We start from the raw sequence: 18,091 nt of genomic DNA on the forward strand, positions 1-18,091 counted from the left end.
ATGGCCACGGCCAACGTGCTGGGAGTCTTCGCCCACGTCGACACGACACTGGACGCCATCCGGACGCTCCGCGACAAGGGCTTCTCGGAGCTGACCGTCTACACGCCGGTGCCGGTCGAGGAGATCGAGGAGGAGATCGAGAAGGTCCGGCCGCTCAGCAAGGTGCGGCTCTTCACGCTGGTCGGCGCCCTGACGGGGACGGCCACGGGCTTCTTCCTGACCATCTGGTCCTCGCTCAAGTGGGAGCTGGTCACGGGGGGCAAGGCGCCGGTGTCCTTCCCGCCGTTCGTCATCATCGCCTTCGAGCTGACGATCCTCTTCGGAGGTCTCGCGACCCTGGTCGCCGTCCTCCTGCTGGGCAGGCTGCCGAGGCTCAAGCCGTCGGCGACCTACGACCCGCGCTTCACCGTGGACCGCTTCGGGGTGGCCGTCGCCTGCCCCGCCGAGACCGCCGACCAGGTCCGCTCCCTCCTGACCGCCGCGGGGGCGGAGGAGGTCAGGCGATGATGAAGTACGTCTTCGTCCTCGTGCTCCTGGCCGTGGGCGCGGTCGCGGGTGTGCAGGGCGTGGCCCTCCTGTACCGCTGGAACCACGACATGGCAGAGACCCAGCGCGTGATGCCCGGCGAGATGAACTTCGCGATGGCCCCCGGCAGTCTCCCTCGGAGCGGCAGCCAGCTCTACTACGCGAAGGAGCAGCGCGAGGCCGCGTCCCTAAGGAAGAACCCGGTGCCGGCCACCCCCGAGTCCACCAAGAAGGGCGGCGATCTCTACGTCGTGTACTGCACGCCCTGCCACGGCGCCTCGGGCAAGGGCGACGGCCTCGTGGCGGCGAAGTTCGTGACTCCCGCGGATCTGACCAACCCCGCCCTCCAGAAGGCGCGTACCGACGGCTACTGGCAGAGCTACCTCTCGGTCGGCGGCGCCGTCATGCCGTCCTATGGCGAGTCGCTGTCCGCCGAGGAACGGTGGCACGTGATCAACTACCTCCGGACCCTGGCCGCGAAATGAGCGCCGCCCCTATGGTCGCGCGAAGCGGGGATGCGCAGAGCAGGGGAGAGCACGCGGGGCTCCTCTGGGCGCTGGCCGTGGCCGGCGCCGCCGCCTTCCTCTGGGGCGTCCTGGGCTCCGACCCTCGGGCGACGTGGGGCATCTACCTCGTCAACCTGCTCTTCTGGTCGAGCTTCGGCATCACGGGCCCGGCCCTGGCCGGGATGATGCAGATGACGGAGGCGAGGTGGTCGCCGTCCGTCAAGCGCCTGGCGCTCACGACCGCGGGCTTCCTGCCGGTGTCCTTCGTCGGGTTCGTCATTCTCTTCTTCGGGCGGTCGGCGCTCTTCTCATGGGTCAGCCATCCGCTCGAGAAGAAGGCGGCCTGGCTCAACGTGCCGTTCATGTCGCTGCGGATCGCGTTGGGGAGCCTCGCGCTCTACTGGGTGGCGCTGACCTTCGCCAAGGCGGTGTTCGCCCAGGACGCGCCGGGAGCGGACTCTCCCGAGGCCCACGCGCGCCGCAACAGGCTCGCGACCGTGCTCCTCATTCTCTTCGTGACGATCCTGTCGCTCTGGGGCTTCGACCTGATGATGTCGCTCGACCCAGCCTGGTACAGCGGCCTCTTCGGCGGCTACTACGTGGTCACCTCGCTCTACTCGGGATTCGGGCTGGTAACGTTCCTGACGATCCGGGCCAACGCCCGCGGGGTGATTCAGGTCACCCCGTCCGTGATCCAGGACATGGCCAAGCTGACCTTCGCCATGTGCGTCATGTGGATGTACTTCTTCTTCTCGCAGTACCTCGTGATCTGGTACGGCAACGTGCCCGTCGAGACCCGGTTCTTCCTCAACCGATTCTTCAATCCGCCGTGGGGGCACATCGCCTGGGCCATCTTCATCGTGGGCTGGCTCGTCCCGTTCGCGTACCTGCTGAAGCGGCTGACGGGGCGCCCGCCGACGCGCCACAAGGTCTTCACGGTCATCCTCTTCATGGGCTGGATCGCCATCTTCGTCGAGCGCATCCTGATCATCTTCCCATCGCTCGACAAGAACATCGCCTTCCCGCTGGGGCCCACCGCGGTCCTGATCACCGCCGGGTTCTTCGCGCTCTTCTCGCTGAGCCGCCGGCGGTTCATCGCGAAGTATCAGCCGGTCCTCCGCCAGCCCAAGTAGCCAGGCCGCGTGCCCCGGCCGGCGGCGGCCCGCGGTACAATACCCGCGTGATCCAGGTCCCCGCGTGATCCCTGTAGAGGAAGCCCTCGAGCGTATCCTGGCCCGCGTGGGCGTGCTCGGCGACGAGCTGGTGCCGCTGGCGCGCGCGCTGCGCCGCGTCCTCGCCGAGAGCGTCGTCTCGGGCTTCGACGTCCCGCCCTGGCCCAATTCGTCCATGGACGGCTATGCGCTCCGGAGCGCCGACACGCGGCGCGCCTCGACGACGGCGGCGGTCCGTCTGACCATTGCGGGGCGGGTGGCTGCGGGGCACGTCGCCCTGCGCGCGCTCGGGGCGGGTGAGGCCTTCCGGATCTTCACGGGCGGGCCGGTGCCCGAAGGCGCGGACAGCGTCATTCCCCAGGAAGACGTGAGCAAGGACGGTGGAGCGATCGTCGTGTCGCGCCCGGTCAAGACGGGCGACTTCATCCGCCCCCAAGGCGAGGATATGCGGGCGGGCGATGGTGTCCTCGAGCGCGGGCGGCTGCTGGGCCCCGCCGAGATTGGTCTGCTGGCGGCGCTCGGCCGCTCCCAGGTGCGCGTGCTCCGGCGGCCGCGAGTCGGCGTCCTGTCCACGGGCGACGAAATCGTGGACCTGGGCGGGCACCCGGGACCGGGGCAGATCTTGAACTCGAATACGTATTCGCTGATGGCGCAGATCGACGAGGCGGGCGGCGATCCCGTCTCGCTGGGCGTGGCGCCGGACCGGCTGGACGAGATCGAGACGCGACTCCGCTGGGGCCTCGACTGCGATCTCGTGATTTCCTCGGCGGGCGTCTCGGTCGGCGAGCACGACTTGGTCAAGGCCGCGCTCGAGCGTCTCGGCGCGGAGCAGCACCTCTGGCTCGTGGACATGCGGCCCGGCAAGCCCATCGCCTTCGCGACCATTCCATCCGCGGGCAAGCGCGCGCTGCCCGTCTTCGCGCTGCCGGGCAACCCGGTCTCGGCCATGGTCACCTTCGAGCTCTTCGTGCGCCCCGCCCTCCTGAGGCTCGGCGGTCACGCGCGGCTCCAGCGGCCCGTCGTCCGGGCGCGCGCGGAGGCGCCCATCGCGAATCCGGAAAGGCGCCGCGGCTACCTTCGCGTGACGCTGTCCGTTGGCGAGGACAGCGGCTATCGCGCGCGGCTGACGGGCGACCAGAGCTCGGGGATCTTGCGCTCCATGGTGGCCGCCGACGGCCTGGCTGTCGTGCCGGGAGATACGACGGTCGAGGCGGGCGCAACCGTCCCGGTCATTCTGCTTCGCGAGGTCCGCTAGGACCGATCAGCGCGTCGTGCCGTAGAGAGCGCGAAGGGTCAGCCAGCCTCCGACGAGCATGGAGGCGAGGGTGACGAGGCTTCCGAGCGCGAGCGTGGATCCGTTCGTCAGCCCCTGCGTGATGTTGCATCCCTCGGCGAGAATTGCCGAGCCCCCCATGAGCAGCCCGCCGGAGAATATCTTCACGAGGGACCACCCGGGCGGCAGCTTCCAGCGGAAATCGCCCGACGGCCACGCGGCGGCGAAAGCGCCGACCGGTACGGCCACCAGCATGACCATGCTCCAGTTGACGCGGTTGGGGAACCCGACCAACGGGTAGGTCAGGAGCTCGCCTGTGTTGACGGCAAAGGTCAGCCCGACGGGCGGCTCGCCAACGGTCGACGCCCACCAGCCGGCGGCGATGAGGACGCCGACCGCCGCGCCGGTGACATGCCAGGGCCACTTGCCGTGGTGCGACTGCCCGCGCGCGCGCACGAGCCAGATACCGCCCACGACCCAGAGCGCGGCGATCACGAGCCACGGGGAGACGCCGAGCGCCGTCGCGAGAGTGGGCGGCGCGTCGCCGATCGTGATCGTGGGGACCTGGAGCGCGGCGCGCAGCGGGGAGAGCGAGCCCAGCCTCACCGTCGTGGCGCCCATCGCGAAGCCCAGCAGGATGACCCACGCGCCGACCGCGCCCTCGCCCACGCGGTACCACGTGCTGCCCGAGCAGCCGCCGGCCAGCACCATGCCCACGCCGAAGACGAGCCCGCCGATGGAGTTCGACATCCAGTGGAACGGCCGGATGGGGAACTCGACGAGCCCGGCGGCGGAGAGCGCCTGCACGGAGGCCATGGCGACGAGGAGGGCCAGCACGTACGCGCGCGCGATGGCCGTATCGCCCATGAGGAACAGGTTGGCCAGCGCCCGCATGAGGCAGAAGCCGCCGCGCTGGATGACGTAGCCGAACGCCGCGCCTGCGATCGCGGCCGAGACGTAGAAGGGCCAGGCGGCGTCGGCCATGTGCGCATGCTAGCGAAAAGCCCCCGGCGAGTCAAAGTTGCGGGGGGCGCGGGTTGCGAGTTTGACTTGGCGTGGAGGCGGGTGCTACGGTGGCCGTGATGCTCTCACTCTCCGTCCGCGCGCTGCTCTGCGGCGTGGCCGCGGCCGCACTTGCCGGCTGCGCGACTGGCCGCGGCGCTCAAACACCCCAGGACGCGCCGCCGGCCAGGGTCACGCTGGCCGACATGAAGAACACGCAGGACGCGCAGGTGCAGGAGATCGCGCGCCTCGCGGGCGACGTCAAGGCAATGGACGCGCAGCAGGCATTCCTCGTGGCCGAGATCAAAAATCTCAGCGAGCAGATCGCAAAGCTCAAATCGTCGCTGAGCGAAGCCGAGGGCGCGATGCGCTCCCTGCGCGCGACGCCCGTGCCGCCGGAGTCGCGCCCCGCTCCCGCTGTGGTGCCGCCCCCGGCCCCGCCCGTCACGCCCGTTCCGATTCCCGCGCCCGCGCCGAAGCCCGCCGCGCCCGCGCCGGCCGCGCCTCCCTCGCGCAATGCGGAGGCGAACCGGCTATTCGCCGCCGCGCTCGCCAAGCTGCGCGCTGGGGATAACGGGCAGGCGGCGCTCGAGTTCACTGAGTTCGTGGTCCAATACCCCGCGCACCCGCAGGCGGCCGCGGCGCAGAACCACATCGGCGAGGCGTACTACCGCCAGCGCGACTACCGGCAGGCGATGGCGGAGTTCCAGAAAACGGTGGACGGCTACACGCAGGCCGCCCAGGTCTCCGAGGCCCTGTTGAAGATCGGCCTCTGCCACCGCGCGCTGGGGGACGCCGCGCGCGCGAAGGCCTCCTGGGAGCAGGTGGTCAAGCAGTTTCCGAAGAGTGACGCGGCCCGACAGGCCCGCACGCTCCTGGCTTCGCGGGCCCCCCCCGGGCGCTAGCAGGATGCTGAAAAACCCGCAGGCCGCTCAAAAAGGTCCAGATGCGAGGCGGCGCCCCGCTGTTCGAGTTGAGCGACGGCCTGTGCCGTCGCGAGACGAGGGCTGGGCTGATTCTGCACGCGAGGCGTACTCCCTGTACGTTGAGCGTGCGGCCGAGGGCGCCAACGAAGCAGATGGGCCTTTTTCAGCGGCCTGCTGGGGGTTTGAGGGGGCGGCCATGGCGGTCTGCTATACTGATTTTCATTCCGTCGAGCCGACGGACAAAGCCATGAACACCACGCGCGAATGTATCCGGACAGAGACAGGCCGCGAGCCGAGGCAGATCGCGCTCGGCGACACGGCGTACCCTGCCAACCTCCGCGAGATCCAGGCGCCGCCCGCGCGGCTCTACGTTCGCGGCGCGCTCGCGGAGGACGACGCCCTCGCAATTGCCATCGTCGGCTCGCGCGCGGCGACGCCCTACGGCTTGGCCGTGGCGGAACGGCTCGGGGCCGATCTCGCAGCCCGCGGCGTCACCGTGGTGAGCGGACTCGCTCGCGGCATCGACAGCGCCGCCCACCGCGGGGCACTTCGGGCTGGTGGCCGGACGATCGCGGTGCTGGGCTCGGGAGTGGACGTGATCTACCCGCCCGAGAATCGCCCGCTCGCGGGAGAGATCGAGGCGTCTGGCGCGCTCGTGTCGCAGTTCGAGCCCGGGACGCGGCCCCTGGCGGGATATTTCCCGGCCCGCAACCGTGTGATCGCGGGCCTGTCGCTCGGCGTGGTGGTCGTCGAGGCCGCTTCGAGGAGCGGCTCGTTGATCACGGCGGGGCTGGCGGGCGAGCTTGGCCGCGAGGTCATGGCCGTGCCCGGGCCGCTGACGAGCCCGCGGAGCGTTGGCGCGCACCGGCTGATCCAGGACGGTGCCGCGCTGATCCAGGGCTGGGAGGACGTCGTAGGCCAGCTGCCCCTGCGGTGGCGCGATCGGGTCCGCGCGCTGCCGCGAAGCGCCGAGGCCCACGGGGAGTCTCTACCCGAGGACAACACGGAAGCGGGTCTACTCCTCCGGATCATCGGTGAAGAGCCGGTGGGTATCGACAGCATCATCGAGAGCAGCGGGATGGCGGTGGGCCGGGCTTCGGCCCTGCTCGTCACGCTCGAGGTCGAGGGGCGCATCCGGCAGCTGGACGGCAAGCGCTTCGTACAGGTGAGGCTCGGATGAAGGCCAAGGTCGCCCAGAAGAAGTCTCCGACGGAGACGAAGTCGCCGGCGCCGGCAAAGTCGCCCGGGTCGGTAAAGTCGCCCGCATCGGCAAAGTCGCCCGGGTCGGTAAAGTCGCTGGTGGTGGTGGAATCGCCCACCAAGGTCAAGACGATCCAGAAGTACCTGGATTCGAGCTTCATCGTCAGGGCCTCGATGGGGCACGTCCGCGACCTGCCCAAGAGCAAGCTGGGGGTGGACGAGAAGAAGAGTTTCAAGCCCGACTACCGCGTGCTGCCGGCGAAGAAGAAGGTGCTCGACGAGCTCAAGAAGGCGGCCGAGAAGGTCGGCGCCCTCTATATCGCCACGGACCCGGACCGCGAGGGCGAGGCGATCGGCTGGCACCTTGCCCAGGAGCTGGGCGTGCCCAAGGCCAAGACGTACCGGATCATGTTCAACGAGATCACGGAGCGGGCGGTCAAGGCGGCCTTCCAGCACCCCGGCAAGATCGACACGAACAAGGTGGACGCGCAGCAGGCGCGGCGCATCCTGGACCGGCTGGTGGGCTACAAGCTGTCCCCGCTGCTCTGGCAAAAGATCCGGCGGGGGCTCTCGGCCGGCCGCGTCCAGTCCGTCGCGGTGCGGCTCATCACCGAGCGCGAGCGCGAGGTCCTGGCCTTCGTCCCGACCGAGTACTGGTCGCTGCACGCGCGGCTCAAGGGCAAGAACCCGCCGGAGTTCATCGCCACTCTGCGCGAGGTCAAGGGCGAGAAGGCCGCGCTGGCGACCGAGGCCGCCACCATGGCGGTGATGACGTTGCTACACGGCGCGTCCTGGCAGGTCAAGAGCGTCACGCGCGGCGAGCGCCGGCGCAATCCCTCTGCGCCGTTCATCACCTCCACGCTGCAGCAGGAGGCGAGCCGCAAGCTCCACTTCACGGCCAAGAAGACCATGATGCTGGCGCAGCAGCTCTACGAGGGCATCGAGCTGGGCAGCGAGGGTGCGGTCGGCCTCATCACCTACATGCGCACCGACGCCGTGCGGGTCGCGGGCGAGGCCCAGGACGAGGCGCGGAGCTGGATCACGGGACGGCTCGGCCGGGAGTATCTCCCCGATGTCCCGCCGTTCTACAAGGCCAAGAAGAGCGCCCAGGAGGCCCACGAGGCCGTGCGGCCGAGCTCGGTCGCGCGGGAGCCCAAGGCGGTGGCGCGCTTTCTCTCCAAGGACCAGCTGGCGCTCTACCGTCTGATATGGGAGCGCTTCCTGGCGAGCCAGATGCTCCCGGCCGTCTACGACACCGTGGCGGCGGACATCGAGGCCGGCACGTGCCTCTTCCGGGCCCAGGGCTCGACGCTCAAGTTCGCGGGCTTCATGGCGGTCTACGTCGAATCACGCGAAGAGTCGGAAGTCGTGCCCGAGGAAGAGCAGGAGGCCGTGGTGCCCCCGCTCACCCAGGGCGAGATCCTCAAGCTCCTGGCGCTCGACCCCAAGCAGCACTTTACCCAGCCGCTGCCGCGCTACACCGAGGCCTCGCTGGTCAAGACGCTCGAGGAGCGGGGGATCGGTCGGCCGTCCACGTACGCCCAGATCCTCTCGACCATCCAGGACCGCGAGTACGTGCGGCGGGAGAAGGGCACGCTGTTCCCGACCGAGCTGGGGATGCTCGTGACGGACCGGCTGGTGCCGTTCTTCCCGGAGGTTATGGATATCGACTTCACGGCCCAGCTCGAGGAGTCGCTCGACAAGGTCGAGGAGGGCGACGCCGACTGGGTGGAGCTGGTCGGGAAGTTCAACAGGCAGTTCGACAAGGACCTCCGCAAGGCGAAGTCGGGCATGCCGGACAACAAGGTCGGGGAGGACACGGGAAAGAAGTGCCCCGACTGCGGCAAGCCCGTCCTCGAGAAGTGGGGACGGTTCGGCAAGTTCCTGGCCTGCTCCGGCTACCCGGACTGCAAGTACACCAAGGACCTCAGCGGCCGCGAGAAGCCCGCCGACGAGATGACCGACGAGGCCTGCCCGACGTGCGGCAAGCCCATGGTCATCAAGCACGGCCGCTTCGGGAAGTTCATCGCCTGCTCGGGCTACCCCGAGTGCAAGACGACCAAGCCCGTGACCCTCGGGATCGCCTGCTCGGAGGCCGGCTGCGGCGGCCAGCTCGTCGAGCGCCGGAGCAAGCGGGGCAAGACCTTCTACGCCTGCAGCAAGTACCCCGACTGCAAGTTCGTCGCCTGGACGCGCCCCATCGCGGAGCCGTGCCCGCGCTGCGCCGCGCCGTTCCTGACCGAGCGGATCGCCAAGGGCGGCAAGCGAACCCGCGCCTGCATCCGCGGCGAGTGCGGCTACAAGGAAGAGGTCGCCCCTTCGGTGGCGTGAGCCTGCGGCCATGAAGGATTCGGCGGCCGAGTTTCTCCGCTACCTTGATCTCCAGCGCGGCGCCTCGCGCCACACGCTCAGGGGCTACGCCACCGACCTGGCAGAGTTCCGCGCCTTTCTCTCCCGCGAGGGCATCGGCGACCTCGCTGACGCCGATTCACGGGCGATTAGGGCCTGGCTCGTCCGGCTCCACGACAGGAAGCTCGCCAAGAGCTCCATCGCGCGTAAGCTCGCCACGGTGAGGAGCTGCTTCAGGTACCTTGCCAGGCTCGGCGTGGTCGAATTCAACCCCGCCCGCCAGGTCAGGAGCCCCAGGCTGCCCAAGCGGCTGCCCTCCTTCCTGCCCAAGGACGAGTCGAAAGGGCTCTTGGACGCCGAGACGGAGCGGTCGGAGGCGGGACTGCGGGACCACGCGCTGCTCGAACTCCTCTACGCCACGGGGGTCCGCGTCGCCGAATGCTGCGGCCTCGACCTCGACGACGTCGACCGGCGCCGTGGCGCGGTGCGGGTCATGGGCAAGGGCGGCAAGGAGCGCGTGGTGCCCGCCGGGGACGCGGCGCTCGGGGCGCTCGACGCATGGCTCTCGGTGCGCGGCGAGGGGAGAGGCGCGCTCTTCACCAATTCGCGCGGCGGGCGGCTCGGGACGCGGAGCGTGCACCGGATCGTCAAGTGGCGGGCGCGGGCCGCCGGCATCGACAGGCGCGTGACGCCTCATACGCTGCGCCACACCTTCGCCACGCACATGCTCGGCGAGGGCGCCGACCTGCGCCTCATCCAGGAGCTCCTCGGCCACAGCCGCCTCACCACCACGCAGCGCTACACCCACGTGAGCCCAGAGCATCTCATGAAGGTGTACGACTCCGCCCACCCGCGCGCGTGATGCTGTGACGATGGTCAGCGATTCCTTTCATTCAACGACTGTCGCCTGTGTCCGCCACAAGGGGCGCGTGGCGCTGGCCGGCGACGGGCAGGTTTCGATCGGCCAGACGATCGTCAAGGCCGGAGCGCGCAAGGTGCGCAAGGTCTACCACGGGCGCGTCCTGGCCGGCTTCGCGGGCGCGGCGGCCGACGCCTTCACGCTCTTCGCCAAGTTCGAGGCGAAGCTCGAGGAGCACCGCGGCAACCTGTCCCGCGCCGCCGTCGAGCTGGCGAAGGACTGGCGGATGGACCGCGTGCTGCGCCGCCTTGAGGCGCTCTTGGCGGTAGCGGACGCGGAGGTCTCCTTCATCGTGTCCGGCACGGGCGACGTGATCGAGCCCGACGACGGGCTGATCGGCATCGGCTCGGGCGGGCCGTTCGCGCTGGCGGCGGCGCGGGCCCTGTGCGCCCACTCCAGCCTCCCGGCCGAGCAGATCGCCGAGCAGGCGCTCCGGATCGCCGCGGGCATCTGCGTCTATACCAACGACCACATCACGGTAGAGACGCTCGATTGAGCGCCGCCGACGGAGTGCAGTTCGGATGAGCGCCAGAGGCGCGAAGGAGCACGACCGCAACCCTATGTCATCCAGTTTGAGGCTATCGAAAGAGACATTGGACCCATGAGCTTGGCGACCCCGCTGACGCCGACCGAGATCGTCACCGAGCTCGACCGCTACATCGTGGGCCAGCAGGCGGCCAAGAAGGCGGTCGCCATCGCGCTGCGCAACCGCTGGCGGCGCCAGAACCTGCCGGCCGAGCTCCGCGACGAGGTCGCGCCGAAGAACATCATCATGATCGGGCCGACCGGGGTCGGGAAGACCGAGATCGCGCGCAGGCTGGCGAAGCTCTCGCAGGCGCCCTTCATCAAGGTCGAGGCCTCGAAGTACACCGAGGTCGGCTACGTCGGGCGGGACGTCGAGTCCATGATCAGGGACCTGACGGAGCTCTCGGTCACGATGGTCAAGGCCGAGATGGCGGCCGCGGTGCGCGAGCGGGCCGAAGCCCTGGCGGAAGAGCGGGTGCTCGACCTGCTGCTGCCCCGCCGCGCGGGGGAGGCGTTCTCGAGCGGGACGCTCGAGGAAGTCTCGCCCGACGCCTCGAGGGACGCAACCCGCGACAAGCTCCGGGCCCAGCTGAGGGCGGGCAAGCTGGAAGAGCGCATGCTCGAGTTGGACGTCCAGGCTCAGGCCGGACCCATGTTCGAGATCTTCTCGGGCCAGGGCATGGAAGAGGTCGGCATGAACATCAAGGACATGCTGGCCAATCTCATGCCCGGCAAGACCCGCCGCCGCCGGCTCAAGGTGGGCGAGGCGAGGCGGCTCCTGGCCCAGGAGGAGGCCCAGAAGCTGGTGGACGTGGACGAGGCGGTCAGCCAGGCCATCCGCCGGGTGGAGGATTCAGGGATCGTCTTCCTCGACGAGCTCGACAAGATCGCCGGACGGGAGGGCTCTCACGGGCCCGACGTCTCCCGGGAGGGGGTCCAGCGTGATCTCCTGCCCATCGTCGAGGGCTCGACGGTGACGACGAAGTACGGCATGGTTCGGACGGACCACATCCTGTTCATCGCCGCCGGAGCCTTCCACGCGTCCAAGCCGTCGGACCTGATCCCGGAGCTGCAGGGCCGCTTCCCCATCCGGGTCGAGCTCGAGCCCTTGACGCGGGAGGATTTTGTCCGCATTCTGATCGAACCGCAGAACGCCCTCATCCGCCAGTACGTGGAGCTGCTGAAGACCGAGGGCGTGACGCTCGCGTTCGCGCAGGATGCCGTCGAGGAGGTGGCCGAGATCGCCTCCACGGTCAACCAGCGCGCCGAGAACATCGGGGCGCGGAGGCTCTACACGGTCATGGAGAAGCTGCTCGAGGAGGTCTCCTTCGCCGCGCCCGAGATGCGCGGCCAGGAAGTCAAGATCGACGCGCCCTACGTGCGCGCCCACCTGGCCGCCGTCCTCGAGGACGAGGACCTCTCGCGCTTCATCCTTTAATAAAGCAGGCCGGAGCGACAGGGTGGACACGGACACGCAGGCGATGGTCCAGCGGGCGGAGGTGCTGCTCGAGGCGCTGCCGTACATCCGCGCCTTCCAGGGCAAGACCCTCGTCATCAAGTACGGCGGGGCGGCCATGGAGCAGGCCGACCTCAAGGAGCAGTTCGCCAAGGACGTGCTCCTGTTGAGGCTGGTCGGCATGCGCCCCGTCATCGTCCATGGCGGCGGCCCCCAGATCGGCGCCCTCATGAAGCGGCTGGGCAAGGAGCCGCACTTCGTCGGCGGGATGCGGGTGACGGACGCCGAGACCATGGAGATCGTGGAGATGGTGCTGGTCGGCAAGATCAACAAGGAGATCGTCGGCCTGATCAACCTCCACGGCGGGCGGGCGGTGGGGCTCAGCGGCAAAGACGGCACCCTGATCCGCGCGCGCAAGCGGCTGCACCGGCAGGCCGACGGGAGCATGGTCGACATCGGGCTCGTCGGCGAGGTGGAGGCGGTCAACCCCGAGCCCATCCGGGTGCTCGAGGACGGCGGCTTCATCCCCGTGATCGCTCCCGTGGGCGTGGGCGCGACGGGTGAGACGTACAACATCAACGCCGACCTCGTGGCGGGCGAGGTGGCGGCGGCGCTCTTCGCCGAGAAGCTGATCCACCTCACGGACGTGCAGGGCATCAAGAGCGGTGACGGCAAGCACATCTCGACCTTGACCAAGCGGGAAGCGGAGCGGCTGATCAAGAGCAACGTGATCGACGGCGGGATGCTGCCGAAGGTCGAGTCGGCGCTGCGGGCGCTGGCGGGCGGGGCGCAGAAGGCGCACATCATCGACGGCCGCGTGCCCCACGCCATCCTGCTCGAGGTGCTCACGAAGGAAGGCATCGGGACCGAGATCGTCCTCTAAAACAGCTACGACGGCATCCCTTAGCACTACCTAAAACCGTTTCAACGCGCGAGGAGAGACAAGGTGGACACGAAGCGGATGTTCGAGCTGTCCGACAAGCACCTCATGACCTTCACCAAGCGGTATCCGGTAGCCCTGGTGCGAGGCGAGGGGTCGCGGGTCTGGGACTCGAACGGCAAGGAATACCTGGACTTCACCGGGGGCATCGCGGTGACGGCGCTCGGCCACAGCCACCCGAAGGTCGTGGGGACGCTGCGCGAGCAGGCGGCGACCCTCGTCCACGTGTCCAACTACTTCTACATCCCCCAGCAGGCGCAGCTGGCGCAGCTCCTCTGCGAGCACTCCTTCGCCGATCGCGTCTTCTTCTCGAACTCGGGCGCCGAGGCCAACGAGACGGCGATCAAGCTCGCCCGGAAATGGGCCAAGGAGCACGGGTCGAGCGACCGCGGCGACATCATCAGCATGCGGGGCGGCTTCCACGGCAGGACGCTGGCGACCGTCACGGCCACGGCGCAGGAGAAGTATCACCACGGCTTCGAGCCCCTGCCGGGGGGCTTCAAGTACGTCGCGTTCAACGACCTCAAGGCGCTTGAGCGCGCGATCGACAGCCGGACCGCGGCCGTGCTGGTCGAGCCGATCCAGGGCGAGGGCGGGGTCATCGTGCCCGACGAGGGCTACCTGCCCGGGCTGCGCAAGCTCTGCGACGAGGCGGGTATCCTGCTCATCCTCGACGAGATCCAGACCGGCATGGGTCGCACCGGCAAGCTTTGGGCCTACGAGCACTCGGGGGTGGCGCCCGACATCATGACCGTGGCCAAGGCGCTGGCCAATGGCGTGCCGATAGGCGCGACGCTCGCCACTGAGGACGTGGCCCGGGTTTTCACGCCCGGCACGCACGGGTCTACCTTTGGCGGAAACCCGCTCGCCACGGCTGTCGGCGTCACCGTTTTCAGCACGCTCATCGAAGACAGGCTCGCCGAACGCGCCGGGCGCATGGGCAAGCTAATGCTGGAGGCGCTCGAGGCGATCCGGGCCAAGCATCCGAAGGCCGTGAAGGAGATCCGCGGCCGCGGCCTCCTGGTTGGCCTGGACCTGGTGCCGCCGGTGGGCGACGTGGTGACCGCCTGCCGCGAGCGGGGGCTTCTCGTGCTCACGGCCGGGGACAACACCCTGCGCTTGGCGCCCGCCCTCATCGTCGCCGAGAAGGAGATCGCGGAGGCCTGCGCCATCATCGACGTGGCGCTCAAGGCCGTGACCCCGTGAACCACTTCGTCTCGATTCGCGACCTCGACAGGAAGCACGTGCTCGACATCTTCAAGCTGACGGCCGAGCTCAAGGCCGAGCTCAAGGCGGGCCAGCGGGTCACCCCGCTCGCCGGCCGCACGCTCGCGCTCATCTTCGAGAAGCCCTCGCTGCGGACGCGCGTCACCTTCGAGGTCGCCATGGTCCAGCTCGGCGGGGCGGCCGTGTACCTCTCGGCCCAGGACATCGGTCCGGGCAAGCGCGAGTCCGTGCCCGACATCGCGCGCAACCTCTCGCGGTGGGTGGACGGCATCGCCGCGCGCGTCTTCGCCCACAAGACGCTCGAGGAGCTGGCCGCTCACGCAACGATCCCCGTGATCAATGCGCTCTCAGACCTCGAGCACCCGTGCCAGGCCATGGCGGACCTCTACACGCTCTGGGAGCGGGGGATCGAGCTCAAGGGGCTCGAGCTGGCTTGGATCGGGGACGGTAACAATGTCTTCAACTCGGTGCTGCTCCTCTCGGCGCTGATGGGCGTCAGGGTGCGCGCCGCCTGCCCGCCGGGCTACGAGCCTGCGCCAGCCGTGCTCGACGCCTGCGGCGCCCTGGGCGGCCTGGTGCGGGTCACCACGGACGCCCGCGAAGCGGCCGAGGGCGCCGACGTGCTCTACACCGACGTCTGGATCAGCATGGGACAGGAGGCCGAGCGCGAGAAGCGGCTCGAGGCCTTCCAGCGATACCAGGTCACCGAGACGCTCCTGGGATTCGCCTCGCCGAAGGCGCTCGTCATGCACTGCCTGCCGGCGCACCGCGGGGAGGAGATCACCGACGCGGTCCTGGACGGGCCGCGCAGCATCGTCCTCGACCAGGCCGAGAACCGCCTGCACGTCCAGAAGGGCATCGTGATGCACCTGTCGGGGGCGGCATGAGCGCGTCGGTCAAGAAGGTCGTGCTGGCCTATTCCGGCGGGCTCGACACCTCCGTCATTCTGCGCTGGCTCATCGAGACCTACAAGTGCGACGTGGTCGCCTACTGCGCCGACCTGGGGCAGGGCGAGGAGCTCATTCCGGTCCGCGACAAGGCTCTTCGCACCGGCGCGTCGAGCGTCCACATCCGCGACCTACGTGAAGAGTTCGTCAGGGACTTCGTCTTCCCCATGCTGCGCGCCAACGCGATCTACGAGGGCTCCTACCTCATGGGCACCTCCATCGCGCGCCCGCTCATCGCCAAGGCGCAGGTGGAGATCGCGCTCGCCGAGGGCGCGGACGCGGTCAGTCACGGCGCGACCGGCAAGGGCAACGACCAGGTGCGCTTCGAGCTGACGTACGCCGCCCTCGCTCCAGAGCTGACCGTGATCGCGCCGTGGAGAGAGTGGGACCTCAACTCGCGGACCGCTCTCATGGAGTTCGCCAGGAAGCACGACATTCCCGTGCCCGTCACGGCCGAGCGGCCGTACTCCACGGACCGCAACCTCTTCCACATCTCCTTCGAGGGCGGGATCCTGGAAGACCCATGGGCCGAGCCGCCGCCCAAGATGTTCCTGCTGACGAACTCGCCGGAGTCCGCCCCCGATGTGCCCATCTACGTCGAGATCGACTACGAAGCGGGCAACCCGGTGGCCGTGGACGGCAAGAAGCTCGGGCCCGTGGCGCTCCTGGAAACCCTCAACCGGCTGGGCGGCGAGCACGGGATCGGCCGGGTGGACCTGGTCGAGAACCGCTACGTCGGGATGAAGTCGCGCGGCGTCTACGAGACGCCCGGCGGGACCATCCTGCACGCGGCCCACCGCGCCCTCGAGTCGATAACCCTCGACCGCGAGCTGCTGCACCTCCGCGATTCCCTCGTGCCGCGCTACGCCGAGATGATCTACTACGGCTTCTGGTTCGCTCCCGAGCGCGAGGTCCTCCAGGGTTTGATGGACCAGGTCCAGCGAGACGTCACCGGCACCGTGAGGCTCAAGCTCTACAAGGGCACGGTGACCGTCGCCGGCCGCCGGTCACCTCGCTCGCTCTATCGCGGGGACTTCGTCACCTTCGAGGCCGACCGCGTGTACCGCCAGCAGGACGCCGAGGGCTTCATCAACCTCAACGCCCTCCGCCTCAAGATCCGCGCTCTCCGCGACCGCAGCCGGTAGGTCGCCCCCGGCCATGCGCGTCCACGTGGCGCTGACACCGGGGGAATTCCCCGATCTCGTACTCGGCGGCCGAGCGGCCCTCGTTGTGGACGTGCTCCGTGCCACGAGCATGGTCATCGCGGCCTTCGACGCGGGCTGCGCGCGCGTCATCCCCGTGGCGGGCGCCGCCGAGGCGCGCGAGCGGGCTCGGGCGCTGGCTCCGGAGCCCGTCCTGCTGGCCGGCGAGCGCGGCGGAGAGCCGATCGAAGGTTTCGATCTCGGCAATTCTCCGCTCGACTGCAGTCCCGAGCGCGTCGGCGGGCGCAGCATCCTGCTCACCACGACCAACGGCACGGCTGCCATGCTCAGGGCATCGCAGGCCGACGCGGCGGCTGTCGCCGCGCTGACCAATGTCGGGGCGGCGGTGCGCTGGGCCGTCTCGGAGGGGAGAGACCTGACGGTGCTGTGCGCGGGCGAGAAGGGGGGGTTCTCTCTCGAAGACGCCGTCTGCGCGGGCCTCCTGGCCGAGGGTATCGTTCGGGCGGCGGCTGGGGCGACGCTGAGCGACGCCGCCCAAGCGGTCCGCTGCCTGGGGATCCTCTACGGCGCGCGCCTCGACAGGCTGCGGAGCGACTCCGGCTGGGCGCGCCACCTCGAGGCCCGCGCGCGCGGGGCGGACCTCGACTGCTGTCTGCGGCTCGACACGTCAGCCGTCGTGCCGGTGCTGACGGGCGGGGCGATTACGGCTGGGTCCGGCGTCTTGACTTGGCCCGCCGCCGGAGCCGATACTCGACCGGGCCGCCCTGCGGGCCCGGGTGCGAATCGATGAACCTTCCCATCGCGTTGACGCTGTTCCGGATCGTCCTGGTCCCGCTCATCATCGTCTTCGTGATCTCCTCCGATCGCCTCTGGGTGCTGATCGCCGCCGTCATCTTCGTCGCCGCCTCGCTCACCGACTGGCTCGACGGGCGCATGGCGCGACGCCGGAACCAGGTGACGCGGTTCGGGACCCTGCTCGACCCGGTGGCGGACAAGCTGCTCGTTGCCGCCGCGCTCGTCGCCCTGGTGCAGGTGGAGATGATCGGCGCCTGGGTCGCCATGGTCATCATCGGCCGCGAGCTGGCCGTGACGGGACTCCGAGGCGTCGCGCTCTCCATGGGCGTGGTGGTGCCCGCCTCCAAGTTCGGCAAGCTCAAGACCGTCTCCCAGTACGTCGCCATCACGATCCTCATTCTCGAGCGCGGGGTGCCGCCCGAGTACGTGCCCTTCCACCTCATCTCGGTGGTCGCGCTGTGGGGCGCCCTGGTGCTGACGGTTGTCTCGGGCGCCGACTACTTCTACCGGTTTTTCGTCAAGGCGGGGCCGCGGGCGATCATCAAGGACCAGGAACGCTGGCCGTGAGGGCGCTGGGCCTCGTCGGGGTCTATCTCATCGGCTCGATCCCTATCGGGTTCCTGGTCGCCCGCGCCGCGGGAGGCTTCGACATCCGGGGCAAGGGCAGCGGCACCATCGGCGCCACCAACGTCCTCCGGACTCTCGGCCCCGTCCCCGCGGTGCTGACATTGCTCGGCGACGTTGCAAAGGGTTATGTTGCCGTCAGAGGGGCAGAAGTGATTGGGCCCGAGCCCGTGTGGGGCGCCGCGGGGGCGGTGCTCGCCATCGTGGGGAACTGCTGGCCGGTATTCCTCCGCTTCAAGGGAGGCAAGGGCGTGGCCACGGCGCTGGGGGCCTTCCTCGCGCTGACTCCGAGAGCCATCCTGCTCGCGATGGCCGTGTGGATTGTCCTCACGGCGGCCTTCCGCTACGTGTCGCTCGCCTCCATCCTGGGGTGCGTGAGCCTGGCGATCGGCGCGTGGCTCTTCGGCTATACGCCGATGTACGCGGTGGCGGCGGCCTGCGCTGCCGCGGTCATCGTGTGGCGCCACCACGACAACGTGAAGCGGCTCCTCTCGGGCACGGAGCGCCGGCTTGGGGAGCGGGCGTCTACCGTATGACAGCCT

18 protein-coding genes are annotated in these 18,091 nt (G+C 69.3%); 17 read left to right on the top strand and 1 reads right to left on the bottom strand.

Annotated features, from left to right (window positions below):
* The 4 genes from Q7W02_04305 to Q7W02_04320 all read left to right on the top strand — a co-directional run bounded on the left by Q7W02_04305 (position 1) and on the right by Q7W02_04320 (position 3,458).
* Positions 1–507, top strand: a complete 507-nt coding sequence (locus Q7W02_04305) for a DUF3341 domain-containing protein (GenBank protein MDO8475413.1) — start codon at positions 1–3, stop codon at positions 505–507.
* On the top strand, positions 504–1,010 hold the full coding sequence (locus Q7W02_04310) for a cytochrome c (GenBank protein MDO8475414.1): 507 nt from the start codon (positions 504–506) through the stop codon (positions 1,008–1,010). Before Q7W02_04305 ends, Q7W02_04310 begins: the two co-directional genes overlap by 4 nt.
* Positions 1,011–1,021: 11 nt before the next feature.
* Positions 1,022–2,164 (top strand): hypothetical protein, encoded by a 1,143-nt coding sequence (locus tag Q7W02_04315; protein MDO8475415.1) that lies wholly within the window; start codon positions 1,022–1,024, stop codon positions 2,162–2,164.
* 64 nt (positions 2,165–2,228) lie between these two features.
* Positions 2,229–3,458 (top strand): molybdopterin molybdotransferase MoeA, encoded by a 1,230-nt coding sequence (locus Q7W02_04320; GenBank protein ID MDO8475416.1) that lies wholly within the window; start codon positions 2,229–2,231, stop codon positions 3,456–3,458.
* 6 nt (positions 3,459–3,464) lie between these two features.
* Here Q7W02_04320 and Q7W02_04325 read toward each other — a convergent pair whose 3' ends face one another.
* On the bottom strand, positions 3,465–4,460 hold the full coding sequence (locus Q7W02_04325; protein ID MDO8475417.1) for a YeeE/YedE family protein: 996 nt from the start codon (positions 4,458–4,460) through the stop codon (positions 3,465–3,467).
* A 98-nt stretch (positions 4,461–4,558) separates the two neighbouring features.
* Between Q7W02_04325 and ybgF the strand changes: the two genes are divergently transcribed.
* From ybgF to plsY, 13 genes are all read left to right on the top strand, one after another.
* The gene (gene ybgF, locus Q7W02_04330) at positions 4,559–5,383 is read left to right on the top strand and encodes a tol-pal system protein YbgF (protein ID MDO8475418.1); all 825 of its coding nucleotides are present in this window, start codon (positions 4,559–4,561) and stop codon (positions 5,381–5,383) included.
* Between the two features lie 217 nt (positions 5,384–5,600).
* Entirely contained in the window at positions 5,601–6,584 is a 984-nt protein-coding gene (gene dprA / locus Q7W02_04335) for a DNA-processing protein DprA (protein MDO8475419.1), read from the top strand.
* A complete protein-coding gene (topA, locus tag Q7W02_04340) occupies positions 6,581–8,935 on the top strand; it encodes a type I DNA topoisomerase (protein MDO8475420.1) in 2,355 nt (784 codons plus the stop codon). The genes dprA and topA overlap by 4 nt, the downstream gene beginning before the upstream one ends.
* 10 nt (positions 8,936–8,945) lie before the next feature.
* Positions 8,946–9,815, top strand: a complete 870-nt coding sequence (xerC, locus tag Q7W02_04345; protein ID MDO8475421.1) for a tyrosine recombinase XerC — start codon at positions 8,946–8,948, stop codon at positions 9,813–9,815.
* A gap of 10 nt (positions 9,816–9,825) precedes the next feature.
* Entirely contained in the window at positions 9,826–10,368 is a 543-nt protein-coding gene (gene hslV / locus Q7W02_04350) for an ATP-dependent protease subunit HslV (GenBank protein ID MDO8475422.1), read from the top strand.
* Positions 10,369–10,473: 105 nt separating this feature from the next.
* Complete coding sequence (gene hslU / locus Q7W02_04355) at positions 10,474–11,835, top strand: ATP-dependent protease ATPase subunit HslU (GenBank protein MDO8475423.1); 1,362 nt, start codon at positions 10,474–10,476, stop codon at positions 11,833–11,835.
* 43 nt (positions 11,836–11,878) lie between these two features.
* Positions 11,879–12,736: an acetylglutamate kinase gene (gene argB, locus Q7W02_04360; GenBank protein ID MDO8475424.1), complete on the top strand. Its 858-nt coding sequence runs from the start codon at positions 11,879–11,881 to the stop codon at positions 12,734–12,736.
* A 63-nt stretch (positions 12,737–12,799) separates the two neighbouring features.
* Positions 12,800–13,999: an aspartate aminotransferase family protein gene (locus Q7W02_04365; protein ID MDO8475425.1), complete on the top strand. Its 1,200-nt coding sequence runs from the start codon at positions 12,800–12,802 to the stop codon at positions 13,997–13,999.
* Positions 13,996–14,907, top strand: a complete 912-nt coding sequence (gene argF, locus Q7W02_04370; protein ID MDO8475426.1) for an ornithine carbamoyltransferase — start codon at positions 13,996–13,998, stop codon at positions 14,905–14,907. The genes Q7W02_04365 and argF overlap by 4 nt, the downstream gene beginning before the upstream one ends.
* Positions 14,904–16,112, top strand: a complete 1,209-nt coding sequence (locus Q7W02_04375; GenBank protein MDO8475427.1) for an argininosuccinate synthase — start codon at positions 14,904–14,906, stop codon at positions 16,110–16,112. Before argF ends, Q7W02_04375 begins: the two co-directional genes overlap by 4 nt.
* 13 nt (positions 16,113–16,125) lie before the next feature.
* Positions 16,126–16,920, top strand: a complete 795-nt coding sequence (locus Q7W02_04380; protein MDO8475428.1) for a 2-phosphosulfolactate phosphatase — start codon at positions 16,126–16,128, stop codon at positions 16,918–16,920.
* Complete coding sequence (pgsA, locus tag Q7W02_04385; protein MDO8475429.1) at positions 16,917–17,492, top strand: CDP-diacylglycerol--glycerol-3-phosphate 3-phosphatidyltransferase; 576 nt, start codon at positions 16,917–16,919, stop codon at positions 17,490–17,492. Before Q7W02_04380 ends, pgsA begins: the two co-directional genes overlap by 4 nt.
* On the top strand, positions 17,489–18,085 hold the full coding sequence (gene plsY, locus Q7W02_04390; protein ID MDO8475430.1) for a glycerol-3-phosphate 1-O-acyltransferase PlsY: 597 nt from the start codon (positions 17,489–17,491) through the stop codon (positions 18,083–18,085). Before pgsA ends, plsY begins: the two co-directional genes overlap by 4 nt.
* Positions 18,086–18,091 lie beyond the last annotated feature (6 nt).

The organism is Candidatus Rokuibacteriota bacterium (genome assembly GCA_030647435.1).
GTDB lineage: Bacteria > Methylomirabilota > Methylomirabilia > Rokubacteriales > CSP1-6 > AR37.

Coding starts and splice junctions, on each gene's coding strand:
- Q7W02_04305 (MDO8475413.1), top strand. CDS start 1: ATGGCCACGGCCAACGTGCTGGGAGTCTTCGCCCACGTCGACACGACA.
- Q7W02_04310 (MDO8475414.1), top strand. CDS start 504: ATGATGAAGTACGTCTTCGTCCTCGTGCTCCTGGCCGTGGGCGCGGTC.
- Q7W02_04315 (MDO8475415.1), top strand. CDS start 1,022: ATGGTCGCGCGAAGCGGGGATGCGCAGAGCAGGGGAGAGCACGCGGGG.
- Q7W02_04325 (MDO8475417.1), bottom strand. CDS start 4,460: ATGGCCGACGCCGCCTGGCCCTTCTACGTCTCGGCCGCGATCGCAGGC.
- ybgF (MDO8475418.1), top strand. CDS start 4,559: ATGCTCTCACTCTCCGTCCGCGCGCTGCTCTGCGGCGTGGCCGCGGCC.
- dprA (MDO8475419.1), top strand. CDS start 5,601: ATGGCGGTCTGCTATACTGATTTTCATTCCGTCGAGCCGACGGACAAA.
- topA (MDO8475420.1), top strand. CDS start 6,581: ATGAAGGCCAAGGTCGCCCAGAAGAAGTCTCCGACGGAGACGAAGTCG.
- xerC (MDO8475421.1), top strand. CDS start 8,946: ATGAAGGATTCGGCGGCCGAGTTTCTCCGCTACCTTGATCTCCAGCGC.
- hslV (MDO8475422.1), top strand. CDS start 9,826: ATGGTCAGCGATTCCTTTCATTCAACGACTGTCGCCTGTGTCCGCCAC.
- hslU (MDO8475423.1), top strand. CDS start 10,474: ATGAGCTTGGCGACCCCGCTGACGCCGACCGAGATCGTCACCGAGCTC.
- argB (MDO8475424.1), top strand. CDS start 11,879: ATGGTCCAGCGGGCGGAGGTGCTGCTCGAGGCGCTGCCGTACATCCGC.
- Q7W02_04375 (MDO8475427.1), top strand. CDS start 14,904: ATGAGCGCGTCGGTCAAGAAGGTCGTGCTGGCCTATTCCGGCGGGCTC.
- Q7W02_04380 (MDO8475428.1), top strand. CDS start 16,126: ATGCGCGTCCACGTGGCGCTGACACCGGGGGAATTCCCCGATCTCGTA.
- pgsA (MDO8475429.1), top strand. CDS start 16,917: ATGAACCTTCCCATCGCGTTGACGCTGTTCCGGATCGTCCTGGTCCCG.